Origin of the sequence: Pseudosporangium ferrugineum, assembly GCF_003002065.1 — a bacterium.
In the GTDB taxonomy this organism is placed as follows: Bacteria; Actinomycetota; Actinomycetes; order Mycobacteriales; family Micromonosporaceae; genus Actinoplanes; species Actinoplanes ferrugineus_A.
The window spans coordinates 203170-226341 of record NZ_PVZG01000007.1; the positions used below are offsets into that span (position 1 = coordinate 203170).

General features: G+C 71.6%; 22 protein-coding genes. 11 read left to right on the forward strand and 11 right to left on the reverse strand.

The window, feature by feature from the left end; translation table 11 throughout:
* A complete protein-coding gene (locus tag CLV70_RS17020) occupies positions 1–1017 on the forward strand; it encodes an ABC transporter ATP-binding protein (RefSeq protein ID WP_106127490.1) in 1017 nt (338 codons plus the stop codon).
* Positions 1018–1162: 145 nt separating this feature from the next.
* Here CLV70_RS17020 and CLV70_RS17025 read toward each other — a convergent pair whose 3' ends face one another.
* The 7 genes from CLV70_RS17025 to folP all read right to left on the reverse strand — a co-directional run bounded on the left by CLV70_RS17025 (position 1163) and on the right by folP (position 5618).
* On the reverse strand, positions 1163–1654 hold the full coding sequence (locus CLV70_RS17025; RefSeq protein WP_106127491.1) for a hypothetical protein: 492 nt from the start codon (positions 1652–1654) through the stop codon (positions 1163–1165).
* A gap of 52 nt (positions 1655–1706) precedes the next feature.
* Entirely contained in the window at positions 1707–1991 is a 285-nt protein-coding gene (locus CLV70_RS17030) for a hypothetical protein (RefSeq protein WP_106127492.1), read from the reverse strand.
* A 72-nt stretch (positions 1992–2063) separates the two neighbouring features.
* A complete protein-coding gene (locus CLV70_RS17035; RefSeq protein WP_106127651.1) occupies positions 2064–3332 on the reverse strand; it encodes an ABC transporter permease in 1269 nt (422 codons plus the stop codon).
* Between the two features lie 76 nt (positions 3333–3408).
* A complete protein-coding gene (locus tag CLV70_RS17040) occupies positions 3409–3927 on the reverse strand; it encodes a DUF3180 domain-containing protein (RefSeq protein WP_425440173.1) in 519 nt (172 codons plus the stop codon).
* A complete protein-coding gene (gene folK / locus CLV70_RS17045; protein ID WP_106127493.1) occupies positions 3924–4451 on the reverse strand; it encodes a 2-amino-4-hydroxy-6-hydroxymethyldihydropteridine diphosphokinase in 528 nt (175 codons plus the stop codon). The genes CLV70_RS17040 and folK overlap by 4 nt, the downstream gene beginning before the upstream one ends.
* Positions 4448–4807, reverse strand: coding sequence for a dihydroneopterin aldolase (gene folB, locus CLV70_RS17050; RefSeq protein ID WP_106127494.1), 360 nt, complete (start codon positions 4805–4807; stop codon positions 4448–4450). Before folB ends, folK begins: the two co-directional genes overlap by 4 nt.
* On the reverse strand, positions 4800–5618 hold the full coding sequence (gene folP, locus CLV70_RS17055; protein ID WP_106127495.1) for a dihydropteroate synthase: 819 nt from the start codon (positions 5616–5618) through the stop codon (positions 4800–4802). The genes folB and folP overlap by 8 nt, the downstream gene beginning before the upstream one ends.
* A gap of 393 nt (positions 5619–6011) precedes the next feature.
* Between folP and CLV70_RS17060 the strand changes: the two genes are divergently transcribed.
* The 7 genes from CLV70_RS17060 to CLV70_RS17090 all read left to right on the forward strand — a co-directional run bounded on the left by CLV70_RS17060 (position 6012) and on the right by CLV70_RS17090 (position 15171).
* Positions 6012–6308, forward strand: coding sequence for a hypothetical protein (locus CLV70_RS17060; protein WP_106127496.1), 297 nt, complete (start codon positions 6012–6014; stop codon positions 6306–6308).
* 13 nt (positions 6309–6321) lie between these two features.
* Entirely contained in the window at positions 6322–6684 is a 363-nt protein-coding gene (locus CLV70_RS17065; RefSeq protein WP_106127497.1) for a hypothetical protein, read from the forward strand.
* 154 nt (positions 6685–6838) lie between these two features.
* Entirely contained in the window at positions 6839–10888 is a 4050-nt protein-coding gene (locus CLV70_RS17070; RefSeq protein ID WP_245908281.1) for an ATP-binding protein, read from the forward strand.
* A 1-nt stretch (position 10889) separates the two neighbouring features.
* On the forward strand, positions 10890–12869 hold the full coding sequence (locus tag CLV70_RS17075) for an MFS transporter (RefSeq protein WP_106127498.1): 1980 nt from the start codon (positions 10890–10892) through the stop codon (positions 12867–12869).
* 6 nt (positions 12870–12875) lie between these two features.
* The gene (locus tag CLV70_RS17080) at positions 12876–13430 is read left to right on the forward strand and encodes a hypothetical protein (protein WP_106127499.1); all 555 of its coding nucleotides are present in this window, start codon (positions 12876–12878) and stop codon (positions 13428–13430) included.
* A complete protein-coding gene (locus tag CLV70_RS17085) occupies positions 13427–14569 on the forward strand; it encodes a M23 family metallopeptidase (protein WP_106127500.1) in 1143 nt (380 codons plus the stop codon). The genes CLV70_RS17080 and CLV70_RS17085 overlap by 4 nt, the downstream gene beginning before the upstream one ends.
* Complete coding sequence (locus tag CLV70_RS17090) at positions 14569–15171, forward strand: hypothetical protein (RefSeq protein WP_106127501.1); 603 nt, start codon at positions 14569–14571, stop codon at positions 15169–15171. Before CLV70_RS17085 ends, CLV70_RS17090 begins: the two co-directional genes overlap by 1 nt.
* Before the next feature lies 1 nt (position 15172).
* Here the strand turns inward: CLV70_RS17090 and CLV70_RS17095 are convergent, their stop codons facing one another.
* Positions 15173–15694 carry a hypothetical protein gene (locus tag CLV70_RS17095; protein ID WP_106127502.1) on the reverse strand — a complete coding sequence of 174 codons (522 nt, stop codon included), beginning with the start codon at positions 15692–15694 and terminating at the stop codon, positions 15173–15175.
* A gap of 266 nt (positions 15695–15960) precedes the next feature.
* Between CLV70_RS17095 and CLV70_RS17100 the strand changes: the two genes are divergently transcribed.
* Genes CLV70_RS17100 through CLV70_RS17110 form a run of 3 tightly spaced genes read left to right on the forward strand, consistent with a single transcriptional unit; the run spans position 15961 to position 19486 of the window.
* On the forward strand, positions 15961–18543 hold the full coding sequence (locus CLV70_RS17100; protein WP_106127503.1) for an FtsK/SpoIIIE domain-containing protein: 2583 nt from the start codon (positions 15961–15963) through the stop codon (positions 18541–18543).
* Positions 18540–19178, forward strand: a complete 639-nt coding sequence (locus tag CLV70_RS17105) for a hypothetical protein (protein WP_106127504.1) — start codon at positions 18540–18542, stop codon at positions 19176–19178. Before CLV70_RS17100 ends, CLV70_RS17105 begins: the two co-directional genes overlap by 4 nt.
* Positions 19179–19225: 47 nt before the next feature.
* A complete protein-coding gene (locus CLV70_RS17110) occupies positions 19226–19486 on the forward strand; it encodes a hypothetical protein (protein ID WP_106127505.1) in 261 nt (86 codons plus the stop codon).
* Positions 19487–19667: 181 nt separating this feature from the next.
* Here the strand turns inward: CLV70_RS17110 and CLV70_RS17115 are convergent, their stop codons facing one another.
* From CLV70_RS17115 to ftsH, 3 genes are read right to left on the reverse strand one after another with little or no spacing between them, the layout of a single operon-like run.
* Positions 19668–20072 (reverse strand): RidA family protein, encoded by a 405-nt coding sequence (locus tag CLV70_RS17115; protein ID WP_106127506.1) that lies wholly within the window; start codon positions 20070–20072, stop codon positions 19668–19670.
* Between the two features lie 46 nt (positions 20073–20118).
* On the reverse strand, positions 20119–20793 hold the full coding sequence (folE, locus tag CLV70_RS17120; protein ID WP_106127507.1) for a GTP cyclohydrolase I FolE: 675 nt from the start codon (positions 20791–20793) through the stop codon (positions 20119–20121).
* Entirely contained in the window at positions 20790–22826 is a 2037-nt protein-coding gene (ftsH, locus tag CLV70_RS17125) for an ATP-dependent zinc metalloprotease FtsH (protein ID WP_106127508.1), read from the reverse strand. Before ftsH ends, folE begins: the two co-directional genes overlap by 4 nt.
* Between the last annotated feature and the right edge of the window lie 346 nt (positions 22827–23172).

Consider the following 23172-nt stretch of genomic DNA (forward strand, 5'->3'; position numbering starts at 1 on the left):
GTGGACGCTACCGCGATCAACGACTCCGGCGTCGGCCGGACCGCGGCGTCTATCACGCTCGAGAACCTCGGCAAGGTCTATCCCGACGGCACCGTGGCGGTCGGCGACATCAGCCTGGAGGTACGCGCCGGCGAGCTGGCCGTCCTCATCGGGCCCTCGGGCTGCGGCAAGTCCACCGTGCTGCGCATGCTCAACCGGCTCATCGATCCGTCCAAGGGCCGGATCCTCATCGACGGGCAGGACATCGCCGCCCAGGACCCGGTCGAGCTGCGGCGGCACATCGGCTACGTGATCCAGAATGTGGGACTGTTCCCGCACCAGACGATCCGTACCAACGTCGGCACGGTGCCGCGCCTGCTCGGGTGGGACAAGAAGCGGACCCGGGCGCGCGCCGAGGAGCTGCTGGAGCTGGTCGGCCTCGACCCGAAACGGTACGGCGGCCGCTACCCGCACGAGCTCTCGGGCGGACAGCGGCAGCGGGTCGGCGTGGCCCGGGCGCTGGCCGCGGACCCGCGCGTGCTGCTGATGGACGAGCCGTTCTCGGCGGTCGACCCCATCGTGCGCGGCCGGCTCCAGGAGGAGTTCCTCCGGCTCCAGGAGACCGTACGCAAGACGATCGTGCTGGTCACCCACGACATCGACGAAGCCGTACGCCTCGGCGACCGGATCGCGGTGCTCGCGGAGGGCGGCCGGCTGCTGCAGTACGCACCCCCCGCCGAGCTGCTCAGCGAGCCGGCGTCGGAGGCGGTCAGCGAGTTCGTCGGCAGCGACCGGGGCGTCCGGCGGCTGGCGGTCACGAAGGTGCGCGAGATCATGCGGCCCGTGGGCCGGATCGAGGAGATCGAACGGCTGCCGACCGTGGACGCGGACGGCACCCTGTACGACGCCCTCGCGGCCATGCTCACCAGCGACGCGCTGAACGTGGTGGCGGTGGAGGACGGCACGCCGGTGGGGACTGTGTCACGTTCGTCGCTGTTCGACGTACCCCAGCAGAAGAAGGCCCCGGCGACGGCCTGAGACGCACCGCAGCCCGGACCGGAGACGGCCCGGGCTGCGGTTCGGCGCGGCGGTGAGGTGCCGGAGGCGGGGGCTGCGGCACCTCTCGCGCCTGGGTGACCGGGCGTCGGCGGCGGGGGGATCTCGCCGGCCCGGTCCGGTAGGGCTAACGGGTGCCCCGGCGACCGCCCAGGGTGGCCAGGCCGATGATCCAGCCGACGAACAGGCCGTACGTGGCGCCCTCGCCGGCCGCCCGGAAGGCGCCGAGCAGCGACGGGTTGGCCAGGAACAGGGTGGTGAGCAGCGCGGCGAAGCCGCCGGCGAAGACGTACGCCGACCAGCCCGCGAAGAACTGGCTGATCGTGCCGCGCGCCCGGGCCAGCTGGGAGCCGGGCAGCAGGTAGAGGAAGAGCAGCGTCAGCACCACGACCAGGATCGCCTTGAGGTCGGCGATGATGATCGAGCGCAGGGTGTCATCGGAGTCGAAGCGCCAGTGCGGCCACGCGAGCAGGCGCAGCCACCAGCCTCCGGCGGTTCCGGGGTTGGTGTTGTCCGCGGCCCAGTCGGCATACCAGGGGCTGCCGAAGACCAGGACCAGGATGAGTGCGGCGAGAGTGCCCGCACCCGGCGCGGTCTTGTAGCGGTTGGTGAGAGCCATGAACCGCTAATTCCCAGCAAGCACGCCTTCTCAAACGACGGGCATGGATGCCCTAGTGCTTCTGGAGGTAGTCGATGAAGGCGGCCCGAAGCAGCGGCTCCTGCTCTCCGTACCCATGTCCGGTCAATTCACGCCACAACGCCACCGCTTCGTCGATGGTGGGGCCGACCGTGTTCGGGGCGCCGTCGAGCGAGGCGGCCTCGTCCGAGTCCGGCAGGTGCTTGAACACCGACCAGAAGAAGCTCAGGTCGCGGCGTTCCCGGGCCCTCGCGAAGGCGCGCTCGCGCAGCTCCTCGGTGGGCAGGGCGTCCAGCTCGGCGAAGGTCGCGTCGGTCATGGAGCCAGCATAGGGCGGCGGCCCCGGCGACCGCCGCCGCGGCCGGATTCGCCCGCCGCCGCCGTCGCGGCGTCAGCGGCTGCTGCCCCAGGGGCCCAGGTCCCACTGGTCGTTGGAGCGGCTGTGCGCGGGGCTGGTCGACGGCGACCAGGTCTCCGGCAGGTCCGGCGACCAGGTCCCGCCGGTCTGCGCGGCGCCGTTCCACTCCTCGTCGACGCCGGCCGGCGCGAGGGGCCGGCCGTACGTCTCCACGAGCCGGGTGACCAGCAGGCCGGCACCGATGGTGGCGCCGCCGATCGCGAACAGCGCGATGTCGAAGTTGCGCCGGTCGGCGTAGTCGAGGAACAGGGTCAGCCCGGCCACCGCGAGCAGCGTGCCGAAGATGCCGCCGCGGCGCCCGAACGCGCTCGTGCCCGCGAGCAGCGCCACGCCGAACGCGAGGCCGGTCCACTCGAGGCCGGTGCCGGGCACGATGGGGACGTTCGACTGCGCGGCCATCAGGACGCCGGCGCCGGCCGCGAAGACGGAGGAGAGCACCAGCGCGGCGATCACGGGCAGGGCGGCCGCGCCGCCGGGTCGCAGGGCCGGGTCGCCGTTCGGCCGCATCCGGCCCACCATGCGGCGGATCGGGGTGACGGTGCCGAGCGCGCCGCCCAGCACGGCCAGCAGCGCGAACCCCCCGAACAGATAGAAGGCCTGGTCGGCAGGGTCGTAGGTGCCCTGCACTGCGACCGGGGCGGTGCGCAGCTGGTCGTACACGATCACCCCCAGCGCGCCGCCCAGCGAGGCGACCCACCCGGGCACGTGCAGCACCAGGATCAGCACGGCGGCGACCAGCCCGCCGGCCGCGGCGATGGCCAGCGCCGGCACGAGGGCGCGGGCCAGGCCCTGGTCGCCGTTCTCGGCGAAGTGCAGGGAGGCGGCAAGGGCGATCGGGCCGACGGCAAGATTCGGTACGCCCGCACGCAGCGTCAACCCCGCCCCGAGCGCCAGCAGCCCGAGCGACGCACCCGAAATGAGCAGGGTGTCCAGTGCCGGGCGGCGCAGGGCGGCCGGATCGAGGCGATAGAGCAGGTAGGCGATGGCCGCGACCGCCAGCAGCAGGACGATCTCCCAGCCGATGTGGACGCCGAGGCGGTCCCGGCCGTCGTCCCAGCCGTCGCCGCGGCGCCCCGGCTCACCGATCGGTTCGGTGATGCGCACGCCGGACTCGTCCGGATCGAGCTCCCGCCGCCGCCCGCGGAAGTCGGCGGCCGCCGCGCCGGTGCGGTACGCCGCCGGATCGGTCGGCGTCTGCTCGTCGCCGGCGTTGCGACGGTATGTGGTCTCGTCGTAGGCCATCTCGTCCACCTCCTCCGCCGCGGCTCAGCATACGGAAACGAGGCGGTTTCGGTTCAAGCCCCGAACCGGTGCCCGATCAGGGCCGTCCGGCCCGTCTGCCGGGGTCGCCACCGTTCTTCCGGTCCGGTTCCTTCGGTACGCGGCAGGCACGCTCGAGCCACAACGCCGCCCCGACGAGCGCCAGCGACGACACCACGCCCGCGATGGCGGCCGGCACGTCGTCCGTCGCGGCCTTGGTCGGCTCCAGCGCGAGCCAGGCCAGCAGGCCCGCGGAGAACCCGGCGAAGATGGCCGCGGCCAGCGACGATGCCTTGGCGAGGACGGCGTAACGCGCGACCGCCAGCGGGTCGACCCGGGGCGCGCCGGGCTTGCGCTGGATGCGGGCGCTGGTGTTCTGCGCCAGGAACGCCTCGGCGACCGCGAGCGCCGTCAGCACGATGATCGGCAGCCAGGGCAGCCGCGGCATCTGCGCGTAGAAGGAGCTCAGCAGGAGCCAGCCGACCGCCGCCGCGGCCAGGGCGGCGACCACCAGCACGGACAGGCTGGTGGGCCGCATCGACGGGTCGGGTGCGTCACCGCCGGGGTTGCTGCTCACCCCTCGAACTCTAACGGCAGATCCGGCCGGGGGGTCATCGCGTTCGCGTCGGCGGTGAGGCCGGGCGCGTTCAGCAGGTCCGTCACCCAGCCGTGGCCGGGCAGCTGGGCGTACGGCTGGAGGTCGAGCCACGGCTTGAGCACGAACGCACGCTCGCAGGCACGCGGGTGGGGCAGGGTGAGCTCGGCGTCCGCGCTGGTCACGGGCGTGCCGTCGTCGTTCCAGACGGCGATCACGTCGACGTCGAGGGTGCGCGGCCCGAACCGGCGCTCCGGATCCCGCACCCGTCCCGCGGCGGACTCCAGCGACCGCACCCGCTCCAGCCACACCCGGTGGTCCGGCGCCGGGTCGACCGCGAGCACGACCGCATTCAGGTACGGCGGCTGCTCCGTGTCACCCCACGGTGGCGTCTCGTACACGCCGGAGACCAGCACGACGCTGTCGCCGAGCCCTTCGACGGCGGTTCTCAGGTGTGCGTACCGATCGCCGAGGTTGCTCCCGACGGACAGGACGGCCCGGGTCATCGGGTACGCCGGAGCGTGACGGCCACGTCGGCGAACTCGTGCGGGATGGGTGCCTGGGGCTTGTGCACCGTGACCGTGGCCGCGGCGACCCGGTCGTCGGCGAGGCACACGGCGACGAGCCGGTCGGCCAGGGTCTCGATGAGGTTGACCGGCTCACCCGCGATCGTCTCGGCGAGCCGCCCCGCCAGCTCCCCGTAATGGACGGTGTCGTCGACGTGGTCGCTGGCCGCCGCCTCGGCGAGGTCGAGCTCGAGCTCCACGTCGACCACGAAGTCCTGGCCGTCGCGGCGCTCGAAGTCGAAGACCCCGTGGTTGCCGCGTACGCGAAGCCCGCGCAGCGTGATCCGGTCAGTCATGGTCGTGCCTTTCGAGTCGGGGGCCTCCGGTGGCCCGCCAGACGGCGAGCGCGTCCACCGTGGCCCGCACGTCATGCACCCGTACGCCCCACGCCCCGGCCGCCACCGCCAAAACGGACGTCGCGATCGTGGCAGCCTCGCGGCCGTCCACCGGGCGCGGCTCGCCGTCCGCGCCGGCCAGCAGCCGCCCCAGGTACGTCTTGCGTGACGCTGCGAACAGGACCGGATGACCGAGAGCGATCAGTTGATCGAGATGGGCGCTGAGGGCCCAGTTGTGTTCGGCCCGCTTGGCGAAGCCCAGCCCGGGGTCGAGGATGAGCCGCCCGGGATCGACACCGGCGGCCACCGCGTCGTCCACCCGCCGGCGCAGCTCGTCGCGCACCTCCGCCACCACGTCCCGGTAGACGGCGAGGTCGTTCATCCGGCGGGAGTGGCCGCGCCAGTGCATCAGGACCCACGGACAGCCGGCGTCGGCGACCACCGCGGCCATGCCCGGGTCGGCCAGCCCGCCGGACACGTCGTTCACCACGGTCGCGCCGGCCTCGAGCGCCGCCGCGGCCACCGCGGCCCGGGTGGTGTCGATGCTCATGGGTACGCCGGCCGCCGCCAGCTCGCGGATCACCGGGAGCACGCGGGCGATCTCGGTGGGTGCGTCCACCCGGCCTGCGCCCGGACGGGTGGATTCCCCGCCGATGTCCACAAGGTTGGCACCAGCGTCGCGCAGGGCGGCACCGTGTGCCACCGCGGCATCGAGGTCCGCCCATCGCCCGCCGTCGGAGAACGAGTCCGGCGTGACGTTGAGCACCCCCATCACGACCGGGTGATCTTGATGAAGCAGCAGGTCGCCCGCGCCCTGCCGGGTCGTTGCGCTACCGGTCGGCTCACTCACGGAACGACCGTACCGGGCAGGCGCCTTTAGAACATGTGTACGATCGGACGTGACTCAAGTTCAGTCACGTCTTTACCTTGGGTAACGAATCAGGCAGCTTGTAGGTAAGAAGTACGGCCCGTACGCTTCGGAGCTAGGCATCATTATTGAACCGAAGAGAGCAGACGGGCGTGGGTAGGACAGCAGTGCCCTTAAGCATCGAGGCCGCGCACTCGACGTGGTGAGCGGGAAGTAGCACCATATGGGCGTTGCCGTCAGGCTTCACAACTGCAGCGTGTCCGGCGCCCTCACGCCGGGCACCCGGGAGGTTTACCGATGATCGCCACAGAGCTCGCCGCGCAGGTCGCGGCGGCAATGCAGCATGGCGCCACCCTTGCCGCCGCCGAGCCCAAGGGCATCAACACCGAAGGCGTCGTCACCTTCTTCGCGAGCAACATCGCCCCGATCCTGCTGGCCGTGCTTGGCATCATCTTCATCGGCCGGGCCAGCCGGGGCGAGATCTCGAAGGTGCTGACCAGCAGCGCGATCGCCATCGTCGGCCTCGCGTTCATCGCCGGCGCCGCGACGTTGTTCTTCGTCGGCGACTACCTCATCGACCTCATCTTCAGCTGAGGCCCGAGCTCCCATGCGGCTGCGCACCGACGACGACATCTACCGGGCACGCCTGGTCTATCTGGGTCCGCCCGGATACACCCTGCCGATGCACCTTCCGTACGCGCAGTACGGGATGTTCGTCCTCCTCGTTCCGCTCTACGTCTTCCTGCACTATCTCATCACGTGGGAGTTCGACGCCTTCCCCGCGTGGGAGATAGCCCTGGCCATGGTGACGACGTCCTACGTGTTCCGGCACGTCGACCCCGACCGGCCCGCCCGGATGGTCATCCGCACCGCGCTCACCGACTGGAAACGCACCCGCGAGCCGGCCGTCGAGCAGCGCGATCCGCGACTTGTCGCCACTCGCATCCGGGTTCGGGAGGAGTTGGTATGACCGGTTTTGCCTCTCTCGCTGCCAGCCCGAACGGGGCCGCCGCATGACCGCTTCCCCACCGCCCGGGCACCCCCGCGCGGAGACGCCCCCGCCGGGCAGGCAGAGTAACGGTGCGCGTTCAAACGACTACTCTCCGGAGGACTACCCGGAGCAGGTGGCCGGCCCGGGACACGGCGCCGTAGCCGTCTTCCAGGCCCCCCAGCCGGTACGCCCCCGCGGCAACGGCACCCCGCCCCCGGCCGACCCGATGGACATCGACTCGCCGTTCCTCGACCTGTTCGGCGGCACGACGCCCCGCCAGGCCCCGGCGACCGAGCCCCCGCCGGACGACCCGGACGCCGACTTCGACTTCGGCTTCGACTTCGACGGCGAGGACGCCCGCCGCGCGGCCACCCCGACGTCCCCCGCCCCGACCTCCCCCGCGCCGGCCCCGGCCGTGCCCACCCAGCCCACCGTGCCGCCGTCGACCTTGCCACAGGGCACCTCGCTGCCTTCCCGGCCGCCGGTCGCCTCTCCGCCCTCGGTCACGTCGCCGTCGGTCCCGCAGCCGTCGGTCGCGTCGGCTTCGGAGCCGCCAGTTGTCCGTCCGCCGTTCGTCGAGCGCTCGCCGGATGTCGCTTCGCAGGCCACTGTCCTTTCCGGCGGCTCCGACCAGATCGCTTCCGCCGGGACTCTTCCCCCGGCGCCCGGGTCGGCCGGCGCTCCGCCGGCCGCCGGTGCGCTGCCTGCCGGTTCCGAGCCTGCCGACGCGCTGCCTGCCGGTTCCGAGCCTGCCGGCGTGCTGCCGGTCGCTTCGGGGACGGCCGGTGCGCTGCCGTCCGCCTACGACCCGGCCGCGGCCGGGTCCGAGCAGCCGGGCGACCAGCGGACACCGGGTTCGGCGCACCGGCTCGTCGCGCCGCCGCCGGCCATTCCGCCCACCGCGGTCCTCGCCGCGGGCGAGCCCGCCCTGCGTCCCGGCGCCCGGCCGGCCGATGCGCCGGTGTCGCCGTACACGCGGGCACCGGTCGGGCCCCGGGCCGACTTCTACGAGGATCTCGACGCGTCCGACCCCGGCCTCGAGGACTGGCCGGAGGAGATCCAGCCGCGCAGCCCCGCACCCACGCCACCGCTGTGGCAGCAGGCCGCCGGCGTTCACCCCGGCGGGACCGGCGCCTATCCGGGCGACGCCACGGCCGGCGGCCACCTTCCCGGACCGGCCACGGCTCTTCCGGGAGCGACCGCGCCGCACGGAGCCCTTCCCGCGCCGGGAGCGTTCGCGCCCGGCGACGTCCACTCCGGTGCCGGATTCCACGATGCGGGACACGCCCTTCCGGCGCCCGGCGTCCACGCGGCGGGACACGATCGTCCGGCGCCCGGCGTCCACGCGGTGGGGCAGGGCGGCGGCTTCCGGCCCGCCACCGACGTCCGGGTGGCCGATCAGGCCGGCGGGTCCCTGCCGGCCACCGCTCCCGGGGTGTACCCGGCCGGCGCGCTTCCGCCGTACCCGTCCGAAGTGGAGCAGGACCACCACGCCGACCTGGCGCCGATGCCGGAGAAGGCCCCCGCGCGCAAGCAGGGCCGCAAGAAGAAGGACGAGCCGGCCAACCTTCCCGCCGTCCGGCCGAAGAAGGACGCGAAGCCGGCGCCGCTGCGGCCGCACAAGCTGAAGTTCAGCGACCGGGACCCCGCCATCGAGCTGGAGATCAGCGAGATCGCCGGGCATCTCACGTTCACCCAGAGCACCGTCACCGCCTGGTATTACCTGCCCGAGGTGCGCTGGGCGTTCCGGCCCGACGCCGAGCGGGAGGCGCTGCTGTCGGCGATCTCCGAGCAGTACGCCGGCCTCGCGGGCTTCCGCCTGCACCTGCGCCGCACCAACCGGCCGTTCCCCGCCGACGAGTGGGCCCGCACGGTCGACTCGCTCACCGCCAAACCGCTGCCCGACGTCGGCGGCGGCACCTCCTGGTCGGACCACCTCGTCGCCGCCCAGCGCCACCTGCTCTCGGTGAACCACGCCGAGGGCCAGACGTACCTGGGCGTGACGTTCGCGCGGCGCTCGCTCGGCGACACGTTCTCCGAGCGGATCCTGCGCATGTTCGGCAGGGGCACCTCGGACGGCGAACGGCGCAAGCTCGGCCGTACGGTCGAACAGTTCGACGAGGTTCTCAACGCGTTCGGCATGCGCGGGCGGCGGGTCACCCCGCAGGAGCTCGAGTGGCTGCTGTTCCGCTCGGTCGCGCTGTGCATGGCCCCGCCCGGCCCGCTGTCCCCGGTCTCCAACGGGCATTGGGAGCGCGGCGATCTGCTGGCGCTGACCGAGCAGGTGGAGCGGTACCGGACCCCGTACGGCTCCACGGTCAAGCTGGTCAACCGCATGACCGGCGAGGAACGGCACGTCGCCGTGCTGTCCGTCGGCCGGATGGAACCGCTCGAGATCCCCGAGAAGCACGAGCCGTGGATGCACTTCCACGAGCGGCTCCCGTGGCCGATGGAGCTGTCCTCGCGCATCGACATCCTCGGGCCGAACAGCTCGTTCAAGAACCTCGAGCACCGGCTCCGGATGATCCGTTCCCAGCAGCTGGACTACGCCGAGCACGGCATCGACGCGCCGCCCGAACTGGAACGCCTCGCCAAGCGGGCGCTGGTCATCGGCGACGAGATGACCACCGGGCTGCCCGTCGAGTCCGCGCGGGCCCACGGCTGGCACCGGATCGCGGTCGGTGGGCGTACCCGGGAGGAATGCCTCGAACGCGCGCGGCGGCTCATCCAGCTGTACTCCCGCGAGCTGCGCATCTCCCTGCAACACCCGAAGAACCAGGACCAGCTCGCCCGCGAGTTCATCCCCGGCGAGCCCATCGCCAACACCGGCTACGTCCGCCGGATGCCGGTCAAACTGCTGGCGGCTGCCCTGCCGCAGGCCGCGTCGACGGTCGGCGACCGCCGGGGAGACCTCATCGGGCGTACGGCGGGAACGTGCCGCCGGCCGGTCTTCCTCGACCTGCACTTCCCGATGGAGGTCCGGGAACGTTCCGGGCTCGGCGTGTTCGTGGCCGAACCCGGCGGCGGCAAGTCGACCCTCATGGGTGCGCTCGGCTACCTGAACGCCCGCCGCGGCGTCCAGGTCACCCTGCTGGACCCGTCCGGCCCGCTCGCCCGGCTGTGCCAGATGCCGGAGCTCCGGCCGTACAGCAGGGTCCTGAACTTGACCGGCTCCGAGCAGGGGACGCTGGCGCCGTACGCGCTCATCCCGACCCCGGTCCGCACCGAGTTCGCGACCGGCCCGGGCGGCGACCGCGAGTACGAGATCGCCGTCTCCAACGCCCGCGCCGAACGTCGCATGCTGGTCCAGGACATCTGCTCCATGCTGGTCCCGCCGCAGGTCGCCAAGGAAGCCTCGACGGCCACGCTGCTGCGCCACGCGGTGCGCCAGGTCCCGGCCGAGGAGACGTCCACGCTCGACGACGTCGTGGCGACGCTGCAGAACCTCGACAACGACGAGGGCAAGGAGCTGGCGAACCTCCTGCTCGACACGGCGGAGATGCCCCTCGCCCTGCTGTTCTTCGGCCGCCCGCCGCAGCACCTGCTCGGCGCCGACTCGGCCCTGACGGTCATCACGATGGCCGGCCTGCGCCTGCCCGACCTGAAGATCGAACGCGAATACTGGTCGGCGGAGGAGTCGCTGGCCCTGCCGATGCTGCACACGGCCCACCGCCTCGCGGTCCGCCGCTGCTACGGCGGCTCGATGTCGTCGCGGAAAATGGTCGGCCTGGACGAGGCCCACTTCATGGAAGGCTGGCGCTCCGGCCGCTCCTTCCTGGTCCGCCTCGCCCGCGACTCCCGCAAGTGGAACCTCGCGGCGCTGGTCGCCTCCCAGAACCCTCGCGACATCCTCGGCCTCGACGTCCAGAACCTGGTGTCGACGGTCTTCGTGGGCCGCATCGCCGAGGACCAGGAGATCGCCTCGGAGGCCCTCCGCCTCCTGCGGGTCCCGGTCCACGACGGTTACGAGGCGACCCTCGCCTCCCTCTCCCAGGCGGACACCGCGTCCTCGTCCCGCCTCGGCTTCCGAGAGTTCGTGATGCGAGACGTGGACGGGCGAGTGCAGAAGGTCAGGGTCGACGTCTCGTACGTCGAAGGCCTCCTGGACCACCTCGACACGACCCCCACAGCGGCGAAGGCGGCCCCCACCGCCATCCCGTCCCTGTCCGACCTGGAGGTCTGACATGCTCCGCCGGGCCTGCGCACTGGTCATGACAATGGCGGTGGCGATGGTGGCAAGCATCGCCTGGGCGGTGACAGCCCCCTCCCCGGCCCAGGCCGGCCCGCTACAGGCCCCCGGCGGCGCCTGCAGCACCGAGGAATGGAAACAGGACTTCAAATCCTGCGTCTCCCGCCTGACGGTCACGGTGGACGAGAACATCGAATGCCGGACACCGCCGACGCCCAGCACCCCCGACTCGGGACTCGCCGGGTGGTTCGCAGAACGCCCCGAGTCGTCGAAGCTGAACGGCCCGCAGGGCATCTACAGCCAGTACGGCTACGCCGGATACAGCTTCACGACGTACGACCTGGAAGGCGGTTGCGCCTCCACGATCACCGCCCCGGACTCCAAGTTCGAGACGACCGTGGCCAACGGCGAATTCATGATCGCCACAGCGGTCATCGGCGCCTCCAACGCCCTCCGCGAACGCGCCTGGAACCCGCAGTCCCTGTGGGGCTGGGCCGACCCGCTCGTCGAGCAGGCCACGAAGGCGGTCTACGAAAAGGTCTTCAGCGTCTTCGGCGTGATCACCCTGGCCATCGTGGGCCTGTACCTGATCTGGCGCTCCCAGCAGGCGGACATGGGCGCGGCGACGACAACGGCGGGCTGGGCGATCCTCATCATGGTCGCCGTAACAGCGATCGCCGCCTGGCCCGTGAAATCAGCCAACATAGCCGACCAAAGCCTCGTGACCTCCCTCAGCGTGGTGCATGATGCGGTCGGACCGCGGGCGCAGGACACGCCGGATGGGAAATGCGACGACCCGACTCCGGGAGCTTGCAGCGATAATCGGCCTCCGGCTGTGCGCGCAAGCGACACCGCGACGGACACCATGCTCTATCGGAACTGGCTACGCGGGCTGCTGGGATCCGCCGACAGCGAGACGGCGCAAAAGTATGGACGAGCGCTCTACGACGCTCGGTCTTTGACGTGGCGGGACGCCGAGCGGCTGAGGGCCAATCCGGATGATCGGCAGCCGACCTTTACTGCGAAGGGCGAGCAGTGGAAGAAAGTTGCCGCACAGATCAAGACCGAGGATCCGGAGGCGTATGAGTATTTGCGGGGCGCCAATGGGATGGATCGGGTGGGGGCTGGGTTTATTGCTGTGCTGGCGGCGGTCATGTTTGCGATGTTCGATCTGACTGCTTCGCTGCTGGTGTTGCTGGGGTTTCTGATTTTCCGGTGGGCGGTCATCGCGGCGCCGATTCTTGGCACGGTGGGGTTGTTGCGGCCTGCCAGCTCCGGTATTCGGCGGCTGGGTAACGCTGTTGTCGCGGCGATCTTCAATATTGCGATCTTCGGTACGGGCGCGGCGATCTATCTGTTCGCGGTGGATCTGATCATGAATACGGCGAGTCTGCCCGGGTGGTTGCAGGTCGTGCTCGTGTGGTTGTGCGGTGTTGTCGGGTGGCTGTTGCTGCGGCCGTACCGGCGGATCACTCAGTTGGGGGGCAAGGACAGCACCGCGGCGATCACGTCGGCCGGGTCGTGGCACCGGAAGTTCTTCCGGGACATGCGGGAGGCCGCGAAGCTGGATGTTGCCGATGCCGGCGGCACCAACGAGCCCCGGATCGGCAAGGGGCGGACGGTGTTCGTCGAGCAGAGCAACCTTCGGCCGGAGGCTCGGCTCGAAGACCCGGCGCACGCCGCCGGCGGGCGTACGGAACTCGGGTCCGGCCCGGCAGGAGCCGAGAGCGGGACGGCGCCGGCGGTCCGGCCCGACGGCAACGAGTCGACCCGGGACGACGTCCCGGCGGGCGATCGGCAGCCGGTTCCGCTTCCCGCGGGATCGGCCGCGGGTGCCTCCCGGCAGCGCCGCCCGTCGACGTGGACCGAGCCGGACGTGGCCGAGTCGCAGTCGTCGTACGCGATCTATCGTCCCGAGACCGGCAGCACCACGCGCGAGCAGGCGACGCCGCGGGTGCGGACCGAGGCTCGGTGATCCGCCGTGCCGAGGATCGTCGAACGCGGCCTGACGAGGCTCTTCCGCTCGCGGTGGGGCGTCGCCCTGGTGATCGCCGTACTCGTCCTCGCGGTCGTCGGTGTCGGCAGGATCTTCTCCGACGGCGGGAACGGCAGCCGGCAACTGCTTGATCCGGTGTCGCCCGCCCCGACGGTCAGTGTGGATCCGAGCCACGACGACGACGGCGTCATCGTCGACGACGATCCGCCGCCCTCGCCCAAGGTCAAGCCGGGGACCGCCTCGCCGGAGGCTGTCGCGTACGCGTTCGCCTCGGCCTGGGTCGACCACAAGAACGTGTCCGCCAAGGTCTGGCACGACGGCATCCTGCCCAACTCGACGAAGGACCTCGCGGACGAACTGAACGGCGTCGACCCCGCGGACGTGCCCGCCGATCGCGTCGTCGGGCGGCCGGCGATCGTGCCCGTCGGCGACGGTCTGGTCAACGCGGTGGTGACCGTCGACTCGGGCAAGGTGACGCTGCAACTGGTCGCGCCGGACGGCAAGTGGCTGGTGGACGGCGTCGACTGGGAGGCGGCATGACGGCGCTGCGGCGACCCCGGCGGGTGGGTCTTCTGGTGGCCCTCGTGGCAACCTTGGCCCTGCTCTGCTGCGGCGGCAGCGTCAGCGCGATCCTGTTCAGCAGCTTCAACGACGAGAGCGACGACCTGAGCCTGTTCAGCTCCGGCTGCGGGACCGGCGGCCCGGTCGACCCGGACGGCAGGCTGCCGCGGCTGCGGCCGTACGGTCCGGCCCAGATCCGGAATGCGGCCGTCATCATCAACGTGGGGGCGGAACTGAAGATGCCGCCCCGCGCCTGGGTCATCGCCGTCGCCACCGCCATGCAGGAGTCCCGGCTGACCAACCTGGGCCACCTGGGCAAACGGAACGACCACGACTCCCTGGGCCTGTTTCAACAGCGCCCCAGCAGCGGCTGGGGCACCCCGAGCGAAGTGACCGACCCCAAGTACGCGGCCACGAAGTTCTACGAGAAGCTGAAGACGGTCGACGGCTGGGAGTCGATGTCGCTGACTCGGGCGGCGCAGCGCGTGCAGATCAGCGCCTACCCCGATGCGTACGCGAAGCATGAGCCGATCGCGACCCAGATCGTCAACCTCCTCGCCGACGGGGCTGCCAACGCGGTCGGTAACTCGCTGTCGATGGTGTGCGCGTCGGCCGCCGACGTCGCCGCCTCGGGATGGACGAATCCGATGGCGATCAAGGCGCCGCGGGGACAGCAGTGGAGCGTCGGTTCCGGCTTCCGCACCGCGGAACGCCCGAAGCACCAGGGCGTGGACCTCATCGTGGATCTGCGTACGCCGGTGCGCTCGGTCGCCAGCGGCGTCGTCTCGCGGATCAAGTGCGATGAGACGTTCAGCGGCCGGAAGGACTGCGACCGGCCCGGCTACCCTGGCAAGGGCGGATGCGGCTGGATGCTGGAGATCCGGCACGCCGGCAAAATCATGACGCGCTACTGTCACCTGGTGCGACGACCCAATCTCCAGGTCGGCCAGCGGGTCGCCGCCGGCCAGGTCGTCGCCCTCAGCGGTACGAGCGGCAACTCGTCCGGCCCCCACCTGCACTTCGAGGTCCACTTGAACAACGACCGCTCGAGCGCCAGCGCCGTCGACCCGGTTCAGTTCATGGCGCAGCACGGCGCGCCCCTGGGCGGTTCGCAGTGATGGGCGGAGGCATGCCGGACCCGTTCGCGGGCAGCTCCGGCTGGGCGCCCGACCCGCCCCGCCCGATCGTCCCGACCCCCGCCGTCATGGGCGGCCAGCTCCGCGGCCGGCGCGTGCTGATCGGCCTGCCCGGCCACGGGTGGCGCGCCGACCTCCGCGCGGACGAGAAGGTCGTGCAGGGCAGCCGTACGTACGTGCCGGTCATGCCGGAGGCGGAGTGGTACCGCGCGGAGGCGGAACAGACCGAGGTCTTCGCGCCGCTGGTGCCGGTCGAGCGGGTCTGGGTCGAGGAACTCGGCATGGCCGCCCCGGCGACCAGACCCGGCGACGTGGTCTCCCGCCTGGTATCCATGGACGAGCCACCCCGCCGCAACCCGGTCGTCGCCCTCGACGCCGACACCCTCACGGGTCGGCGCGTGGTCCAGCTGCTCGAGGACGGCGGCGAACGACGAGACCTCCGCGCGGTGACCGAACTCCACACCGGCGACGACGGCGACATCTGCGCCCGCGTCGCCACGGAGCTGGACTGGTACCGCTGGGCCTGGAGCGGCAAAGCCCCCCGAACCCTCGCAATCCCAGTCCACCTACTCTGGGCCGAATAAGTTACGAGACCTTAGCGGCGCCGCAAACTCGCCACCCGTCCTCTTCAATGAGTTCGAAGCGCCAGGGCTCAGTCCGCTGACTGACGGGCTGCCCATTGGCGGAACCCACGATCGTCAGCTCGGTAGTAACGGAGCGGCTCGATCCGTTTGCTGCGACCGCCAAGGCACCCCAGTTGACGCTCACCGACACATCGAACTCTTTTTCACGAGCGACCAGCTCATCGCGCAGATTCGACACCTGGGCCAAGTTGGCGCCCGACTTACAGGTAAAGAGAGACGCCTGCTGATCGTCACGGTTTATCAGGTAGGCACGAAGATAGCTCGAGACGACTACGTCCGGGGAGGTTCGCTTGATTTCGGTGGCTTCGTCGTAGAGGGAGATGATGACGCCGATTCCGCCCAGGCAGAGGAGGGACAGGATGCCTGCTGCCAGTGCCAGGAACAGGCGTGCCCGGCGGTTCCGGGGCTTCGGGGGCGCCGGGACCGGGGTGGCCGGTTGGGGTGGCGGGGTTGTCGGCTGCACTCGTACGAGGTTAGTGGGTTCTGCTGTGGACCTGCCGCCCCCGCGCGTCACCCCTGTCGGTGAGGGCTGGGAAGATTGACCGCGAGCCGCTGCGCGGGATCGCGGGGGCGCGACACGGGTCAGCAGGGCGCACGGGACAGCAGGGGCGCACGGGATCGCGGGGCGGGGCTCGGGATGGCAGGGCGCGGCTCGGGATCGGGGGGCGCGGCTCGGGATGGCGGGGCGTTCGCAGGGTACGGTTTGAGCGCACACACGGAGGTGAGGCGGTGGATTCGACGGGGCGGATCGATCAGGCCGCTGCCCTGCACCGCCAGGCGGAGGCCACCGTCGCGGCGGCTGCTGCCGCTCTGGAGGGGCAGGCTCCGCCCGCTGCCGATTCTTTGGAGCAGCATCGGCTGGCCGAGGAGTTGCGGGCCGCTGCCGGGGAGTTGGCTCCCGGGTGGCTCGGGTCGCCGCTGGATGCCTTGTCGGCCAATGCTCCGCTCGGGGGGGCGTACCCTCCGCAGTTTGTTCGGTTGGGGGTTGCTCAGCCGTTGGACGACGCGCGGTTTCCGGCCATTGTGCCGTTGCTGGGCGCCGGGCATCTGACCGTCGACGCCGATGCGCGGGATCCTCGGGTGGCCGGGTTGCTGCGTTGCCTGCTGCTTCGCCTGCTCGCCGCCGCGCCGGCCGGGTCGTTGCTGGTCCGGGCCGTCGACGGTACGGGTGGGGGCACGGTTTTCGCCCCCTTCGCCGCGCTCGCCGATGCGGGGTTGTTGTCGCCGCCGGCCACCGATCGCAACGGGTTGCGGGACGTGCTGTCCGAGGCCGAGAAGTGGCTGCGGCCGGTGCGCGGTGGTGCGGTGCGCCGGGGGCGGCGGGATCGGATGATGCTGGTCGTCATCGCGAGTCTGCCGGAGCTGACCGAGGGCGGCGACCTGGTGCGGATCGCCGCGCTGGCGCAGCAGGGGCCCGAGTCGGGGCTGCACCTCATCGTCGCCGGGTGGCCGCCGCCGCCGTTGACCGCCGAGACCACCCAGCCGCCGCTGCCGCGTACCACCCAGGTTTCGCTGCGGAATCCGTATGCGGTCATCGGGAATCCGCCCGGGGCGACGTTCGGGTCCGCGCCGGAGGCGGTCTGGTTGAACGCCCCCGTCTTCCTCGACGAGGATCCGCCGCCGCACCTGGTCGACGCCGTGTGCCGGGAGCTGGCCGCCCATTCGGCCGCCGCTTCGCAGGTCACGCTGGCCGACCTGCTGCCGGAGCCGGGCGACGAGCTGTGGCGGGGCGACGCCGCCGACGGGCTCGGCACCACGGTCGGTCACGACGGCGACACCCCGGTGGTGCTGCAGTTCAACGACCTGACTCCGCATTGGATGGTCGGCGGGCGGTCCGGCGCCGGCAAGACGGCCTTCCTCATCAATGTCCTGTACGGCCTGGGCGCCCGGTACAGCCCCGACGAGCTGAGCCTCTACCTGCTGGACTTCAAGGAAGGCGTCTCGTTCGCCGAGTTCGTGCCGACCGCGCGCGACCGCACCTGGTTGCCGCACGCCCGGGCGGTGGGCGTCGAGTCCGACCGCGAGTACGGCCTGGCGGTGCTGCGGGAGCTGGACGCGGAGATGACCCGCCGGTCGGTGGCGTACAAGCGCGCCGGCGTGACCCGGTTCGCCGATCTGCGGGCGGTGGCGGCCGAGGAGGGCCGCGGCCGGCCGATGCCGCGCGTGCTCTGCGTCATCGACGAGTTCCAGGTGCTGCTGGCCGGCAACGATCCGACTGCCACCCAGGCCGTGCAGTTGCTGGAGTCGCTGGCGCGCAAGGGTCGCTCGTACGGAATCCATCTGGTTCTGGCCAGCCAGACCGTCCTGGGCGTCGAGGCGTTGTACGCGAAGCGCGACTCCATCTTCGGCCAGTTCCCGGTCCGGATCGCCCTGCCCGGCGGCGGCGACGTGCTGGAGCCGACCAACGACTCGGCGGCTGGCCTGCCGCTCGGCACCGCGGTGGTGAACACCGCCGGCGGCCTCGGCGGGCCCCGGGGCGCGACCCGCGGCCACGAGCGGATCGTCCGGTTCCCGGACCCGCACGCCGACCGGGACGTGCTCAGCGACCTGCGACACAAGCTGTGGGGTTCCCGCGACCCGGAGGCGCTGCCGCCGCGCATCTTCGCCGGGTACGCCCACCAGCACCTCGCCGACGACCCCACCTACCGGGCGGCGCTGGCCGGGCGGGCCGGACGCCCGGCGGCGCTGGTCGGCCGGGTCATCGACGTGAACCTGTCGACCGCCGCGTTCCCGCTCGACGCGTCACCCGGCCGACACCTGGCGATCTTCGGGTCGCAGTCGACGGGCGCGGAGGTGCTGGAGGCGGCGGCTCGCAGCGTCGCCGCCGGCCACGCACCCCGTACGGCGAGGTTCGTGATCTCCTCGCTGGTCGCCGAGGGTGACGAGCCCGCCGAGGAGCTCGCCGCGGAGATCGGGCTCCGCCAGGAGGTCGTGCTGGTCGACGCCGCCGGGCTGGCCGCGGAGCTGGACCTGGACCGGCCGGGCTACCGGATCGTGTTCGGCATGGACGCGGTCGCTCCCGGGACGCTGCCGTCGCTGCGCCGGGTGCTCCGCGAGGGTCCGAGCCGCGGCGTGCACCTGCTGTCGTGGTGGCGGGGGCTGCGCCGGTTCGGTGAGGAGACCGGCGGCAGCACGGGCCGCGAAGACGTGGCCGGTCTCGTCTTCCTCAACATCCCGCAGCAGGAGGTCTGCCTCATGCTGGGCCAGAGCCTGGACTGGCAGCCCCGCGAGAACAGGGCGTTGCTGCACGACCGGCACGCCGACCGCACGGTGACGATCGTGCCCTTCGCCCGGCCCGAGGCCGAGCGATGAGCGAGCAGCCCGGGCCCTGGGACGACTATCTGGCGGCGGCGCAGCGCCTGGACGCGGTGCGCCGGGCGGCGAGCGCGGCCGCCGGCGAGCAGGTCGCCACGGTCCAGGCCGCCCAGCAGGAGCTCGCCGCCGTACGCGCCCGGCTCGCGCCCCAGCGCTCCCGGCTCGTGCAGGACCTGGGCGTGCCCGAGGCGCAGCTCCTGCCCCAACCCGCGGAGCAGGCGCTCGCCGCGCAGGCGGTCGCCGGCGGTCCGGCCGCGATCCTGGCCGCGCTGCGTCAGGCGCGCGCGACCGCGGACACGGCGGACGCGAGCATGCTCCACCAGACCCGGGTGGCGCCGCTCCGCCCGTGGGCCCGCAACCTGCTCGTGTACGGCCCGTTCGCGGCGGCGGTGCTGATCGTCCAGATAGTGCTCTACCTGGTGGCGCCGTCCGGTTCGCTGCCCACGTACGCGCTGCTGTGCGGCCTGAGCCTGCCGCTGCTGGCGTACGCGCTGGGCTGGCTGACGATCGGGTTCGTCTACGGCGGGGGCCCGCAGAAGGTGGACCGGACCCCGATCGTGGGCGCCGTGACGTGCCTGACGCCGGTGCTGCTCACCTGCATGGGCGTCGGCCTGCTGGCATTCATCCGATAGCCGGGGCCGGCAGCGTTTTTCGGTTTCGTGGTCTGAAGGGGGCCGGCATGGCCAGCGTCGAGGAGATCAAGGCGAATGTGGCGGCCTCGGTGGAGGGCACGCGCCGCGCGGTGACGGGCATCCAGCAGGTGACCGATCAGCTCGACGACGCGCTGGCCCGGCTGCGGATCACCGCGATCGGCTCGTTGCACCCGTCGGTGGCGACGGCCATCGCCCAGCTGGAGCAGGCCCGCACCCGCCTGGACGAGGCCTCGACCCTGGCCCGCGCCGCCATGGACAGCGCCGACACCTACCGCATGATCGTCTGACACCACCGGCCGCGGACCGCCGCCGCCCACCGCGGGCAAAAAGCCGCCGCCCGCCGCCGCCCACCGCGGGCAAAAAGCCGCCGCCCGCCGCGGCCCGCCGCGGGCAAAGAGCCGCCGCCCGCCGCCCGCCGCGGCCCGCCGCGGGCAAGGAGCCGCCGCCCGCCGCCGGCGAGGGGCCGTGTCAGTCCGGCAGGGCGGCGGTCAGGTCGATCTCCACGAGCTGCCCGCGGTAGCCCAGCGAGGCCACGCCCAGCAGCGTGCTGGCCGTCGTGAAGGCCGGCGCCAGGGCCGACTCGTGCAGGCGGTCCCAGACCTCGGCGAGCACGGCGCTGTCGGGGCTGACGACGTACACGATCGAGCGGACCACGTCCTGGGGCCGGGCGCCCGCGGCCCGCAGCACGGCGAGGCAGTTGGCGATCACCTGGTCCGTCTGGGCGGCGTGGTCGCCGGGGGCACCGACTACGGCGCCGCCGAGGTCGAGGGGGCACTGACCGGCGAGGTGGGCCAGGCGTCCGGCGGAGGAGATGGTGACGTGGCTGTAGCCGGCCGGTTCGTGCACGGTCGGCGGGTTGAACTTCTCGATCACCCGGCCAGTATGTGCGGCTCGGCGTCCCGCACCCAGCGATTAACGCTCAGCGGGCGTTGATCAGGGCCATCGCCTCGGCGCGGACCTTGCCGTCGCGCTGGAAGGCGCCGCGGACCGCGGAGGTCACCGTGCGGGCGCCGACCTTGCGGATGCCGCGCATCTCCATGCAGAGGTGCTCGCACTCCAGCACGACGATGACGCCGCGGGGGTCGAGCTTCTCCATGAGCAGGTCGGCGATCTGGGAGGTGAGGCGTTCCTGAACCTGGGGGCGGCGGGCGTACACCTCGACGAGGCGGGCCAGCTTGGACAGGCCGGTGATGCGGCCGTCGACGCCCGGGATGTAGCCGATGTGGGCGACGCCCTTGAACGGCAGCAGGTGGTGCTCGCAGAGGCTCATCAGCTCGATGTCGCGCACGAGGACGAGCTCCTCGTGGTTGGCCTCGAACGTGGTGGTGAGCACCTTCGCGGGGTCGACGCGCAGGCCGGCGAAGAGCTCCGCGTACGCCCGGGCGACCCGGGACGGGGTGCGCTGGAGACCGTCGCGGTCCGGGTCCTCACCGATGGCGATGAGGATCTCCCGGACCGCTTTCTCGATGCGGGCCAGGTCGACGGCCTGCTCGACCGGTGCCCCGGTGAGCTTGCCGTCGACCAGACGCGCGGCGAGGTAGTCGATCTCGTCGGAGTCGTCGGGCTCCGTCGAGCTGTTGTCGACGGTGCTCAGTGCAGGCCCTCCGACGAACCGTTCGGGTTGAGGTCCGACGGGGTGGTGTTGCCACCGCCCACCGCGATCTGCCCGTCGGCCTCGGCCTGCGCCTTGAGCTTGTCGCGCTCGGCGGGGGTGAGGACCGGCGGTGCCTCGGACGGGAGCCGCTTGCCGAAGCCGTTGAACGGGGCCATCGGCGGCCGCTTCTGCACGCGGGCGCAGATGCGGTTCATGTCGTCCTGGGTGATGGTCTCCTTCTCCATGAGCTCGAGAACCATGTTGTCCAGCACGTCGCGGTACTCGACCAGGATCTCCCAGGCCTCGTCGTGGGCCAGCTCGATCAGGGCGCGGACCTCGGAGTCGATGTCGGCGGCGACGGCGTCCGAGTAGTCCTTCTCGTGGCCCATGTTGCGGCCCATGAACGGCTCGTCGCCGCTGGTGCCGTACTTGACGGCGCCGAGCTTGGAGCTCATGCCGTACTGGGTGACCATGGCACGGGCCAGGCCGGAGGCCTTCTCGATGTCGTTGCCGGCCCCCGTGGTGGGCTCGTGGAAGACGAGCTCCTCGGCGGCGCGGCCACCCAGCGCGTACGCCAGGGTGTCGATCATCTCTGCGCGGGTCTGCGTGTACTTGTCCTCGGTCGGCAGCACCAGCGTGTGGCCCAGCGAGCGGCCACGCGGCAGGATCGTCACCTTGTGCACCGGCGCGGAGTGCGGCAGCGCGTACGCCACCAGAGCGTGCCCGCCCTCGTGGTAGGCGGTGATCTTCTTCTCGTTGTCGCTCATCGCCCGGGTACGCCGCTCGGGGCCGGCGATGACCCGGTCGATCGACTCCTCGAGGAAGTAGTTGGAGATGGCCCGCTTGTCGTTACGGGCGGTCAGCAGCGCCGCCTCGTTGATGACGTTGGCCAGGTCCGCACCCGAGAAGCCGGGCGTGCGCCGGGCGACCGAGTCGAGGTCGACGTCGGGCGTGAACGGCTTGCCCTTGGCGTGCACCCGCAGGATCGCCTTGCGGCCCTCCATGTCGGGGTTGTCCACCGGGATCTGCCGGTCGAAGCGGCCCGGGCGCAGCAGCGCCGGGTCGAGGATGTCCGGCCGGTTGGTGGCGGCGATGAGGATGACGCCGCCCTTGGTGTCGAAGCCGTCCATCTCGACGAGCAGCTGGTTGAGCGTCTGCTCGCGCTCGTCGTGGCCGCCGCCCATGCCGGCGCCGCGGTGGCGGCCGACGGCGTCGATCTCGTCGACGAAGACGATGGCCGGCGCGTTCGCCTTGGCCTGCTCGAAGAGGTCGCGGACCCGGCTCGCGCCGACACCCACGAACATCTCGACGAAGTCGGAACCCGAGATCGAGTAGAACGGCACCCCGGCCTCACCCGCGACGGCACGCGCCAGCAGGGTCTTGCCCGTGCCGGGCTGGCCGAAGAGCAGCACGCCCTTGGGGATCTTGGCGCCGAGCGCCTGGTACTTGGCCGGGTTCTGGAGGAAGTCCTTGATCTCCTGGAGCTCCTCGACGGCCTCGTCGGCGCCCGCCACGTCGGCGAACGTCGTCTTGGGCATGTCCTTGGTCAGCATCTTGGCCTTGGACTTGCCGAAGTTGAGGACCCGCGACCCGCCGCCCTGCATCTGCGACATGAACAGCAGCAGCAGGATCACGAGGATCGCGATCGGCAGCAGGTTGACGAGCAGGCTCAGCAGGATGCTGTCGCCGGAGACGGTGGCGTTGATCGTGCCGGTGATCCGGCCCGCCGTCTTCGCCTCCTGGACGTCGGTCCAGACCTCGTCGGTCAGCTCGTACGGATACTGGGTCTCGATCTTGTCCGTCGACTTGCCGTCGAACCGCTCGGGGGCCGCCAGTTCGAGCTGGAGCGTCTGCTCCTTGTCCTCCTGGATGACCTTCTTGATCCCGGGCTGGTTGAGTCGCTCGAGGACGACCGAAGTATCAACTCGCTGGTAGCTCGGACCACTGGTGAAGAATGAGCTCAGCGCAATCGCACCGATGATCACCAGAATGATCCAGACCACCGGGCGGCGGAAGAAACGCGTACGTTCCATACTGTTGTCGGGCGGCGAGCGCCCGGACCCTCCTGATCGGCGTCCTGGTCACCTGGGTTGACGCGCCCTCGCCACCGGGCGCCTGGTGAGGCACCCGAGCCGCGGGGGCACTGCCGTATCGATAACCTCCCGGCCTCCGGGCAAACCCCGGCGACCCGTCCGCTATCGGCCCGGCCCCTCCGGCACTCGTGACAGAGCGCCATCGGTCACTCGACGGTACACCGTGGGTGCCTCGTACGACTGCGTCAGCCCGGCACGCCGAGGGGCCACCGTCACCTGCAGTTCACGCCTGCGGCGCCCACAAATCGCCTCAGAACCGGACATTACCCCTCGCGCCGGGACCGGT